The sequence below is a fragment of the Anabaena sp. WFMT genome (genome assembly GCF_051781005.1).
In the GTDB taxonomy this organism is placed as follows: domain Bacteria; phylum Cyanobacteriota; class Cyanobacteriia; order Cyanobacteriales; family Nostocaceae; genus Anabaena.
The window spans coordinates 21708-33788 of the sequence record NZ_JBPWOA010000024.1; the positions used below are offsets into that span (position 1 = coordinate 21708).

At 36.8% G+C, this 12081-nt stretch carries 7 protein-coding genes and 4 pseudogenes; 7 read left to right on the plus strand and 4 right to left on the minus strand.

Going from position 1 to position 12081, the window contains the following annotated elements:
- The first annotated feature begins 48 nt into the window (after positions 1-48).
- Both ACSQ6I_RS15815 and ACSQ6I_RS15820 read left to right on the plus strand, forming a co-directional pair.
- Complete coding sequence (locus ACSQ6I_RS15815) at positions 49-1977, plus strand: serine/threonine phosphatase (protein WP_438891259.1); 1929 nt, start codon at positions 49-51, stop codon at positions 1975-1977.
- 255 nt (positions 1978-2232) lie between these two features.
- Positions 2233-3474 (plus strand): protein kinase domain-containing protein, encoded by a 1242-nt coding sequence (locus ACSQ6I_RS15820; protein WP_438891260.1) that lies wholly within the window; start codon positions 2233-2235, stop codon positions 3472-3474.
- Here the strand turns inward: ACSQ6I_RS15820 and ACSQ6I_RS15825 are convergent.
- Both ACSQ6I_RS15825 and ACSQ6I_RS15830 read right to left on the minus strand, forming a co-directional pair.
- Positions 3454-4077, minus strand: a complete 624-nt coding sequence (locus tag ACSQ6I_RS15825; protein ID WP_438891261.1) for a Uma2 family endonuclease — start codon at positions 4075-4077, stop codon at positions 3454-3456. The two genes, ACSQ6I_RS15820 and ACSQ6I_RS15825, sit on opposite strands and share 21 nt — an antisense overlap.
- A 234-nt stretch (positions 4078-4311) precedes the next feature.
- The gene (locus tag ACSQ6I_RS15830) at positions 4312-4530 is read right to left on the minus strand and encodes a DUF4327 family protein (protein WP_438891262.1); all 219 of its coding nucleotides are present in this window, start codon (positions 4528-4530) and stop codon (positions 4312-4314) included.
- A 758-nt stretch (positions 4531-5288) separates the two neighbouring features.
- Between ACSQ6I_RS15830 and ACSQ6I_RS15835 the strand changes: the two genes are divergently transcribed.
- The 5 genes and pseudogenes from ACSQ6I_RS15835 (at position 5289) to ACSQ6I_RS15855 (ending at position 11298) form a co-directional block, all read left to right on the plus strand.
- Entirely contained in the window at positions 5289-5687 is a 399-nt protein-coding gene (locus ACSQ6I_RS15835) for a tetratricopeptide repeat protein (protein ID WP_438891263.1), read from the plus strand.
- A gap of 287 nt (positions 5688-5974) precedes the next feature.
- Positions 5975-6385: pseudogene (locus ACSQ6I_RS15840) on the plus strand (class I SAM-dependent methyltransferase); the annotation flags it as partial.
- A gap of 210 nt (positions 6386-6595) precedes the next feature.
- Positions 6596-8062 (plus strand): annotated as a pseudogene (locus ACSQ6I_RS15845) (glycosyltransferase family 4 protein); the annotation flags it as partial.
- A gap of 207 nt (positions 8063-8269) precedes the next feature.
- A pseudogene (locus ACSQ6I_RS15850) lies at positions 8270-8944 on the plus strand (FkbM family methyltransferase); the annotation flags it as partial.
- A gap of 215 nt (positions 8945-9159) precedes the next feature.
- Complete coding sequence (locus ACSQ6I_RS15855; protein WP_438891264.1) at positions 9160-11298, plus strand: O-linked N-acetylglucosamine transferase family protein; 2139 nt, start codon at positions 9160-9162, stop codon at positions 11296-11298.
- Positions 11299-11342: 44 nt separating this feature from the next.
- On the opposite strand, the gene ACSQ6I_RS15860 is transcribed toward ACSQ6I_RS15855, so the two are convergent.
- Together ACSQ6I_RS15860 and ACSQ6I_RS15865 are read right to left on the minus strand one after the other, a co-directional pair.
- Positions 11343-11789, minus strand: coding sequence for a DUF29 domain-containing protein (locus ACSQ6I_RS15860; protein WP_438891265.1), 447 nt, complete (start codon positions 11787-11789; stop codon positions 11343-11345).
- Positions 11790-11800: 11 nt separating this feature from the next.
- A pseudogene (locus ACSQ6I_RS15865) lies at positions 11801-12067 on the minus strand (DUF29 domain-containing protein); the annotation flags it as partial.
- Between the last annotated feature and the right edge of the window lie 14 nt (positions 12068-12081).

Consider the following 12081-nt stretch of genomic DNA (forward strand, 5'->3'; position numbering starts at 1 on the left):
TATTAGTGGCTAGAAGCATCTTAGAAGGAAAATCAAGGAATTTCCAATATGCTGATTTGCCCTCACTGTAAATTTGAAAACCCTAATGACAATAAGTTCTGTCAAAAATGTGGCACGTCCTTAATTCACAGGACTTGTCATAAATGTAGTGCAGATGTGCTTTTAGATATGCAGTACTGCCAAAACTGTGGTGCTGAATGTGGCACAATTTGGTGGGCAATTATTACCCAAGAAACACCTGTTGCAGTTTCAGAAGTTGAAGATGGGAAATTAACACAACATCAGGGAAGTACAAACTCTCAGCCACAATTTGCGGTAGGCTCATTTTTAGACAGGGGGCAACGTTATCAATTATTGGAACCGTTGCCAAGTCCAGAGGTTATTGCTGCTAATACTGAGGTCAAAGTCAGGGTTTTAGATTGCCAACCCTATCAAATATCACCTATTGAGGCAGTGCTAGATAATGAACCACAGGGGTTGATTGTACCTTCGGTGAGTGTCATTGGCATTCCTCCTTTGGCTCAAGCTTATGTGACGTTACAACCTGAATGTTTACCAGGAATACCACTAATTCACGATGCTTGGCAGCAAGATAATATTCAGGTTGTTTTGATTGAAGACCGTTCCCATTGGCAGTTGTTACTAGATGCCTGGCAAGATCAGGAAACCCATCCGTTACAGATTTTACACTGGTGTTATCAGATGATTCAACTGTGGGGGATACTGGAACGGGTGAATTGTCGCCAAAGTTTGTTGGAGTTATCGAATCTGCGACTGGATGAAGATCAAACGCTGGGATTACAACGGTTGTATCTGGAAACAACTGGGGATAATTTGTCACCAGATGCGGAAGAGCCTTTAACTATCAAGGCTTTGGGACGGGTTTGGCACGCTATATGTAAAGAGTCTCAACGCACTCAACTTGGTTCGGTTGTGGAAATCTTGGAGGATTTAGAAGCCGGTAAGATTGAAACTTTGGAAGAATTGCGATCGCGTTTACAAGACATAGCTATAGAGCTAGAACCACCTTCCCCAGCTGATTTTAGTTCGACCGCAACAAATAATACTACTTCGCCAACTATGTTGCAAGATAATCATCGGGAGGATATTGATAAAAACGAAGACGCACCAACCATGATCCTGTCCATGCAGTTAAAGAGTGTAGAAAATACAGGACGTACTGATGTAGGTCGTCAACGCAATCACAACGAAGACTATTTTGGCATTGAAACCAGCCAGCAAAAACTCGAATTACCCAGAAGTCGCATTTTGCAAGCACGAGGTATGTATATTCTGTGTGATGGAATGGGGGGACACGCTAGTGGTGAAGTGGCTAGTGAGTTGGCAGTTAAGACTGTGCGACAATATCTACGACAAAATTGGGTTTCTGAGGAACTACCAACGGCAGAAACTATCCAATCAGCTGTTTTTCTCGCTAATCAGACGATTTACAATCTCAATCAACAAGATGCCCGTTCTGGTGTTGGACGCATGGGTACTACCTTGGTTATGTTGTTAATGCAAAACACTAAGTTAGCAGTTGCTCATGTGGGAGACAGTCGGCTCTATCGTGTCACTCGTAAGCGCGGGCTAGAACAACTCACTGTAGATCACGAAGTTGGTCAACGGGAAATTGCCAAAGGTGTAGAATCTACCATAGCTTATGCCCGTCCAGATGCCTACCAACTCACCCAAGCTTTGGGACCACGAGATACAAATTTTCTCCATCCTCATGTAGATTTTTTCGAGATTCGTGAAGATACGCTGCTACTGTTGGTTTCGGACGGTTTATCAGATAATGATTTATTAGAAAGTCATTGGCAGACTCACCTGGAACCGCTACTTAGTTCTGGCGTTAATCTGGAATTAGGTCTAAACGACTTAATTGATTTAGCCAACGAACACAATGGCCATGACAACATTACAGGTATACTTATTCGGGTAAAAGTATGCCCTAATCAACAAAGTTTTCCATAAATTAACTCGTTAGCAATTTCTGTTCCATAACCATCATGAATTTTCCGTTTGAGAACTCCACAAAAAGAAATGCCCAATGTCATTCTGTTCACGAAGTGTGGCGTTAGCCATACGGAACGAAGTGTAGTGAAGAATCCTCCGAGATGCTTCGTTTCGCTTTGCTACACTCAGCATGACAAAACAGGATCATTTATTTTGTGGCTTACTCTTTGAGAAAATTTATGATTGTGAATTTCTTAACTTTTAGGTTGTATTGTGGTTACTCTGACCCTATTAGACACGCAAGATAAAACTCCACTCAAGCAGTGGTGCTTTGAGGGTTCCACCGTGATTCGCATTGGTCGAGCGGTGGATAATCACGTAGTTTTAAATGATAGCTTGGTTTCAAGGTATCATCTCGAACTTAAGCAATTTAGTTCTGGTAGTAAGGGTGATGCTTGGCAGGTAATTAGTCAAGGCACAAATGGCACTTTTCTTAATGGTACTCTAGTAACGAAAAGTACACTGCCAGATGATTCTTTTCTGGAATTAGCACAAGGAGGTCCTCTACTCAAATTCCAACTTCAAGATACACCAGAACCAACTGCTTCACCTTGGCAGCCAATGCACAAGGAAATTCAAAACACCAGTGCTGCTTGTACCCATGAAGGTAACTCTCCGGCTAATTTATTTTGTGTTCACTGCGGCCAACCGCTCTCAGTTAAACAGCAAATTCGCCATTATCAGGTTTTACGAACTCTAGGACAAGGAGGTATGGGTACTACTTACTTGGCTTGGGATGCCACAGGTTTAAGTACGAGTGTACCGCAACTGTTGGTATTAAAGGAAATGAATGCTGATATGGCTAGAATTGCCAAAGCTCAGGAATTATTTGCACGGGAAGCTAATGCGCTGAAATGTCTTAATTATCCGGGAATTCCTAAGTATTACGATTTTTTTGTGGAAAATGGCAAAAAATACTTGGCTATGGAATTAATTCATGGACAAGATTTAGAAAAACGTATATATAATACTGGGCCTGTTACACCCAATCAAGCGATCGCTTGGATGGTGCAAACTTGTGATATTTTAGAGTATCTCCATGGCCAAGAACCGCCACTAATTCACCGTGATATTAAACCTGCTAACTTGATGGTGCGGAGTGCTAATAATCGTGTTGTAGTGTTAGATTTTGGTGCTGTCAAGGAAACCGGCACCGCACCAGGGACAAGAATTGGTGCAGAAGGTTACTGCGCTCCTGAACAAGAACGAGGACAACCTCTCATACAATCCGATTTATATGCTATTGGCCCAACAATGATCTTTTTACTCACAGGGGAAAATCCTTTGAAGTTTTATCGTCAAAGAGGAAGGGCTTTTGGCTTTGATGTCAGAAGTGTTCCTACCATTACGCCCCAACTCAGAGAAGTGATTGAGCGGGTTACGGAAAGTCTACCACGCGATCGCTATCAAAGTGCCAAAGAACTGGCTAAGGCATTAATCTCCGCTACCAGCTAGAAAAATCTGGTTAGCAGTTAAGTTCAATTCTGGGAAAGCAGGTGAAATTATCCAGTCATCTCCTCTGAATGGGTTCATTTGATACTCATCCCCAACTAGAGAACAAACTGATATGGTAGGCTGTTTGGGGTCACTCACAAATTTAGTAGCACCAAAAGGCTGGTAATCTACTATCCAATATTCTTTAATTCCCATTTCCTCATAATCACTATATTTTCTATAGTAATCGACTCGCCAATTAGTACTGACCACTTCGATGAGTAACGGGACTGAATCACCTTGAGTAACTGTTGATTCTTTTTCCCACAGGGGTTCATTGACTAAGTTTCTAGGGTCTATCAACAAAACATCTGGAGAATAAGCTGATTCGCTTGTCGGTGGTTTAACTAATGCCTGTTTGGGAATAAAGTAGGGAAGATTGAGTCGGTAAAACTCTACTACGAGTTTTGTTACTAAAAACCCGGTACTTCTTTCGTGTTTTCCCAATGGTGGATTCATCTCGACAATTTCCCCATCATGCAGTTCATAAAACCTACCTTCTGGTTTCCATTGAATAAAATCCTCAAAGGTTACTAGTTGGGTTTTAGGTAAGGCTTGAATCATAATTTACAAAGCTCGTGGTTCATTAGCTAAAACCAAAAGTGCTTTCATTATTGCCCATAGTTTAGGCTACTGCAATGCAGAACAATCAAACTGAGTTAGTCAGTTAAAAAGACCGGATGGAAAAAAGTCTTCATGGTCACGGTCGTTTTATCCGTTCCCAGCCACAAGGTAAATGAGAATGTGGAACTAAATGAAGAGATTGATAATGGGTTAGCTTTTCCCAGTCCCTAATCCCTAGTCGTCGTCCCAATTTTCTACGGCTAATAGGTCAGCAACTGGATCTTGCACACTAAAGCCAAAGTCTTCGAGTTCCTGTTTCCAATGCTGCCAGTCATTGCCATATAGCAAGGCAATTTTCCAGATGCTATCGGTGGGCTTGATAATATTCGATTCTACGAGTGATTGCACGTTACGCTGCAATTTCACCATAGGGTGAATTACTTGCTGAGTCATAACCTCGATGTATTACTGATTTTATTTGGATGAATGCCTAAATTAAAACTACTTTCCGGTTGGCAAATGTTACTGGTGCGTAGGGCGCTTTATATTTGGCAAAGTAAGTCTTAACTTTTTTAGTATACCATAACAAAATCTAGTCAATTACTAGTAAATTCGGTTTTGTACGGTAATTACGACCACAGAACACCAGTTGTACTGAACAGCCATGCCTACAGTTTATCCCTCCAAGGAAGCAAGCATTCGACTGAGCTTACACAGAAGTCTAAGCGCCATCGGAGAGAGTCCAGCTATCGCCATAGCCAATTTCAGAATTTACCAGTCCTGAGAATTGCCATGATAGCTCAGTCTCAGAGAAATGGGAAAATTTTATTTTGGTGGCAAAATCCATAGTTTACGGGCTACTTCGCAGTTTTTGACAAATGAGAATATTTGCAAGTATTGAATTTGAGATGAATTTCAACACTATCAGGACTCACGCACTGAAACGGAAAACTGTCATTCTGAGCGCAGCGAAGAATCTCTCCAGAACTTGAAACGCCTATTCTACAGTTCTCAACTTGGCTGAGTGCGTAAGTCCTAACTATCTACACGATAGCAAACTTCTGGGGATTTCCTTATGGTTATTAATTCTTTATATCCTTAATCTGCGCCTTTAGCTATGAATGATATTTTTTGTGCAGTTGTGGGTAATCTGAGGGTTAGGAGAGAAAGATTGCGGTTAGTTAAGTATTTGCCGCAGTAAATTTTAACGCATGGCAATTTCCAGCGACGATTACTTGATTAAGCGTGGTAAGCAGATTGAACGTAAGAAAAGAATTGTTACATATATTGGACTGTTTTCATTTTGTGGTTCAATACTTTTTGGGGGTGTAACTACTATACAAAAGGCTTGGGAAAGTCCCCAAGCATCACCAGTACAATCGGTGGAGACTGAACTCCAAAAACAAGTAAAAGGTTATGAGTTGGTTTTACAGCGAGAACCAAATAATCAAGTAGCACTGGAGAAACTATCTATGATCCGGTTGCAGTCGGGGGATAAGCAAGGTGCGATCGCACTCATGGAGAAGCTAGTCAAGCAGCATCCAGATAGGCAAGATTATAAAGTCGTTTTGGGGAATATGAAGAAGAAGGAGGAGGAAAAAGCAAATTAAGAAAAAACCCACAGCGGTTGTATCATTGTTTAATTTATTTAAATTTTGTATTTGAGGGATAAATGCTAACACAAATACCTATGGTAGATTTAACGCAAACCTGTAAGATTTGTCACTGTACATCTCATTATTTTTCTACAGCTAAAATTCTCCAAAAATATGACGTTAATTATTTTCAATGTTCTAACTGTGGTTTCGTACAAACTGAACATCCCTATTGGTTAGATGAGGCTTATTCAGAGGCTATCACTGCTAGTGATGTTGGCTTGGTGTATCGTAATAATATGATGGCCAATATTACAGGTAAATTGCTAGCCAATTATTTTGATCATCAAGGCAAATTTTTAGATTATGGTGGTGGTTATGGGCTTTTTGTACGCTTAATGAGAGACAAAGGGTTTGATTTTTATTGGTTTGATAAATTCTGTAAAAATATATTTTCTCAAGGATTTGAATTACAGGAAACTGATAAACAAAATTTAGAAATAATTACTGCTTTTGAGTTATTTGAACATCTAACTAATCCTTTAAAAGATGTAAAAGAAATTCTTGATTTATGTCCTAATATATTGTTTAGCACAGAATTGCTACCAAACAATAACCCCACACCAGATAAGTGGTGGTATTATACTCCCCACGAAGGTCAACACATTTCAATATATACTCAGAAATCCCTAGAAATATTAGCCAGTAAGTACAATCTTCAACTATATACGGATGGTAAATCTTTACACTTATTGACAGCAAAAGTAAATCTACCAGAAAACTTATTTGAATCACTAGCAAAAAACGAATTACAATCTCCTAATAAAGAATCGCTTTTATATCGTGATTTTAATCAAATAGTTAATAGTATTTTACTAAAAACTAGAGGATTAAATCAATCCCGAACTTTCTCGGAAAGTAAGCAACCACTTATTATTATTGATGGTGTATTTTTCCAACTATATCAAACAGGAATTGCTAGAGTTTGGCGAAGTCTCCTGCAACAATGGGCAAACACCGAATTTGCTAATTATATCTTAGTGTTAGATCGAGATAACACAGCACCTAAAATTAGCGGTATTCGTTATCTTACTATTTCCCGCTACGACTATAAGAATACAGAAGCTGATCAAAAGATGTTACAGCAAATCTGTGATCAAGAAGAAGCAGAATTATTTATTTCTACCTACTACACTACCACCATAAATACCCCTTCAGTATTCATGGCTTATGACATGATTCCCGAAGTATTGGGGGGGGACTTAAATGAACCTATGTGGCGTGAAAAACATAACGGCATTAAACACGCTTCTGCTTACATTTCTATTTCTGAAAATACAGCTAAAGACTTAAGTCAATTGTTCTCTGATATACCATTAGAATCAATTACTGTTGCTCATTGTGGTGTAGATCCTCTTTTTTCGCCTGCTTCTGAAACTGGAATCAACACTTTTAAATATAAATATGGCATTAACATTAATAAACCATACTTCCTCTTAGTTGGTACTGGTGCTGGTTACAAAAATGGTATTTTGTTCTTCCAAGCATTTTCACAACTAGCCAGTAGCTACGGATTTGATATTATTTGTACTGGTATTGGCGGAGTGTTAGCGCCAGATTTAAGAACCTACACATCAGGTAGTGCTGTACATATGCTACAGCTAAGTGATGAAGAACTAGCAGTAGCTTACGCTGGTGCAGTGGCACTAGTTTATCCTTCTAAGTATGAAGGCTTTGGAATGCCTTTATTAGAAGCAATGGCTTGTGGTTGTCCTGTGATTACCTGTCCTAATGCTTCAATACCAGAAGTCACAAGAGAAGCAGCTATTTATATCAATGATAATGATGTGGAAGCACTGACAAATGCTCTGTGTGAAGTTCAGAAACCGAATATTAGGAAAGCATTAATTACCGCAGGTTTAGCACAGGCTAAAAAGTTCTCTTGGACAAAGATGGCGCAAACTGTGAGTTCGGCGCTAATTAATGCAACTTTGTTATCTTTAAATCTCAGGGAAACTAATTTAATTATATTCCCTGATTGGTCAAAACTAGAAGATGAACTAGCTTTAGAGTTGGCAGCAGTAATTAAAGAATTAGGTACTCATCCTGATAGTGACAAAATCACTCTATTGATTCACACCAGCAATATTGATACTGAAGAAGCAGCAATGTTTTTATCAAGTATCACTATGAATCTATTATTGGAAGATGATTTAGATATTACTGAAGGATTAGAACTGTCTCTTGTGAGTAATTTGGCTACAATGCAGTGGGATGTTTTATTGGATCGTGTCTCTGCCAGAATTACTTTAGAACACGAAGATGAACAAGTATTATCACAATTATCAGTTGATAAAATACCATCTTGTGAAATTCATAATTTAAGCAAGCAACTAAATGTTATTTTAAAAGAAAAAGAACTGATTAGAAACGAGCTTGACCCAAATTTTATTACTTACAATATCAAAGAAATTCCTATAAAGCTTCCCAAAGATCACGCTTTGCCATTCTACCAGGCTAGGTTTAGACTTTATGATAAATTTATTGGTATTATCGCTAAACATTTACCTAACAGCCAAGATTTTATAGTTGACATTGGCGCAAATGTCGGTGATACAGCTGCTCTTATGCTGCAATATTGTTTAAATCCCATTATATGTATAGAAGCTGATGGAGAATTCTTTAGTCTTTTGAAATTTAACCTTTTAAAATATCAGCAGAGAATTACTTTTGTAAATTCTTTTGTATCTAAAAATGGACATAAAAACGTAGAACTGGTAAAAAATAAGGGTACAGCAAGAGCAGTAGAAACAGAAAATAAACTTATAGAATCAAATTCGTTAGAATCTATTCTTGAAAATTTAAACTTAGGCAAATGTGTACTTTTAAAAACTGATACAGATGGATTTGATTTTGAAATACTACTTTCTTCCTTAAGCAGAATAGAAGAAGATACTCCTATACTTTATTGGGAAAATGAAATTTCATCTATAAAAGATATAGAGCTTGCAAAAGAGTTGCTTAAAAAATTAGCAGCTATGAATTATACAAAATATATTGTCATAGATAATTTTGGTAATCCCCTAATTTACGAAGGATCTTCTCAATTAGTGGAACAGATGAACGAATATCTTTTGAACAATATTTATACTAAGAATAATACTTTTTACTACACAGATATAGCTGCTTTTCCAGATAGATATAGTCATCTTATTTTACCCATTACATCTGAGTATAATAATTTCATTAGAAGTTCAAATTTATATCCATAATTTCTCGTTTGGTTTGAAAGCTAAAAAAGTAGTTTATTAATTTAGCCATTTACTATAGAGAAGATAGTATTATCATCTTCTTGTATGAGTTAGTCTGTCAGGTATTTGAATTTATAGAAGTTTATCTTTACAGACTTTTTTGTTTAGCTGCGAATTTCATTCCCCTGGTATTTATGCTTTCCCTTCAACAAATCTAAATAGAGAAGAGTTAAATAATGGAAGTAAACAAGTTAATTAACGCAAATGAAAAAGAGGTAGAAAACATACCTCTGAGTAAACAAAGCAATATAAATATAATCGTTTTTCCTGATTGGAAACAACCCGAAGAGTCACTGTTGCTAGAATTAGAACAAGCCATTAAATCTGTAGTAAATCATCCTGAAAGTCATCAAATGACATTGCTGATAGATACAAATGGTAGTGATATCGAAGAAGCCAATTTATTTTTATCTGCTGTGGCTATGAATTTACTCATAGGAGAAAATTTTGACATCACTACTGAATGCGAAATTTCTCTACTAGAAGGTTTAAATGAAAATGAAAGAGATAGTTTAACCAATTTTATTTATGCTCAAATTATTCTACAACATCAAAATCTGCAAGCATTAGGATTATTTGGTATAGATAAAATTCCAGCCTATGAAGTAGAGAATTTTAATAATATTCCACTGAGTAAATTGATTTTTGATTTAAGTAATAGATTATTTCAAGAAGGTAAATGGCAATCAGCTAGTCAACAATACCAAATACTTATACAAATGTATTCGGTAAATGCGGAAGTTTATTGGCATTTAAGTCAATGCTATAGAAATTTGAACCTATTAGATCAATATTTTCAAACACTTGCAGCAGGAATTAAAATTCATAATACTGATCCTAGATTACATTTTTCATTAATTATAGATTTGCGGCTTAATGGACGTAATCAAGAAGCAATTGCAAGTGCAGAGAATGCTTGTCAATTATTACCTGATGATTATACATTTCAAATTCTTAAATATTTAACAGTCCCGACAATCTACAACAACCAAGAAGAAATTAAATTTTATCGCCAGAGATATACAGAAGGACTAGAAAATTTAATTCAGAAAACATCTTTAAAAACTCCCGAAGAACGAAGTAATGCTTTAGCTGGAATAGGTAGATTAACTAACTTTTACCTCTCCTATCAAGCTCAAAATGATGTAGATTTACAACGCCAATATGGACAGTTAGTACATGAAATCATGGCGGCTAACTTTCCCCAATGGGTGATACCTTTATCTATGCCAGAACTTCAGAAGCACGACAAAATCCGCATTGGTTATGCTTCTAATTATTTACATTCTTATAGCGGTACACTTTGGTTAACTGGTTGGTTACGTTACTGTGAACATCAAAATTTTGAAATTTACTGTTACTATACAGGTAATCAGCCAGATCCAATTACTCAACAATTTAAAGATAATAGCGACTTTTTCCATCATATTCCTCACAACTTACCAGCAGTTTGTGAACAAATAATTGCAGATAAACTACAGATTTTAGTTTATCCAGAAATTGGCATGGACGCGCCAACTATGCAAATGGCAGCTTTACGACTGGCACCAGTGCAGTGTGTAGCTTGGGGACATCCTGTAACAACGGGTTTACCAACTATTGATTATTTTTTATCTAGCGAGTTAATGGAAGGGGAAAATGCTCAAGAACATTACTCAGAAAAATTAATTCTCTTACCTAATATTGGTGTTGCTTATCCTAAACCCTATATTCCCCCAGTTATTAAAACTCGTTCAGATTATGGTTTAAGTGATGATGATGTAATTTATTTATGTTGTCAAGCGCCTTTTAAATATTTACCACAATACGATTTTATATTGGCAGAAATTGCTAGTCGCATTCCCCAAGCCAAATTTGTATTTTTACGGGGTACTGTATTAAAGCCTCGATTGCAACGTGCTTTTGCTGTGGTAGGACTAAATAGTGAAGATTACTGTGTCCATCTTAATATTCCAGAACGGCTAGATTATCTGATGATTAACCTATTATCAGATGTTTATCTTGATACATTTACTTGGTCTGGTGGTAATACTAGCCTAGAAGCGATCGCTTGTAATATCCCTATAGTAACTTGTCCTGGGGAATTTATGCGTGGTCGTCACACAGATAGCTTTTTGAAACTGCTAGGAATAACTGACACCATAGCTAACAATGAAGCAGAATATATCGAAATCGCTGTTCAACTAGGATTAGATACAGCTTGGCGAAAGAGCATTGTAGAAAGAATGAGTCAGAATCAAGACTGTGTTTTTGATGATAAAACCTGCGTGTTAGGTTTAGAAGCATTTTATAAACAGGTTGTGGAAGAGAAATGAGCTTCAATCTCGTAATACAATATCAACTAGAGAAAGAATTTAAGTCAAAATTTACTTTCCCAACTTTCGTCTAGTTCAATATCACGGTTTAAAACTTCTGTGATGTCATAAGGACAGTTTAAGGGAAAATCTAAATCAGTTTCTTTGGTAGCATCTAAACTGGCATTCAGATAAACTTTTTTGAGCCAGTCATCAGCAAGATATTTTTGCAAACTAGGACTATCTTCTAAATAAAAAGCAATATTATTTCTCTCTCTTTTAATGGTTATTTGCCAACTTCTAGAACGTTTTTTTGGTTGATAATCCCACTTGAGTAGATGATGAATGATTAAACGCAGACTACTAAGGAGTTTATCTCTTTCTCGTTTTGACAAATCTTTAATTTCCTCCACTAAGTTTTCAATGTCTAATTCATGGAATTGTCTTTGTTGTAATTTTGCAGCCATTTCTTCAGCCCAATAAGCATAATCTTTGTCATAAAGACTGGTCATTTATTTTTACCTCATGAATGTTTCTCAGGATACCAATTATCATCTAATAACTGTTCTAAGGAATAGGGACAATTATCAGGAAATAGATTTGATGATAATTCTGTTTTTTTGCTAACTAACTTTCGAGAAAGTTGATAAATTTCCTCTAACTCTAAAATTAACTTATTTTTTAAACTCGTAGTTAAATTATGGTTTAAATCATATCTAAAAGCAATTATTTCTCCCTCCGAATGGGAAAAATTTCGATCATATTCCTGATGCCAATATTGTAGCAAAAGAAGATGCCTACAAC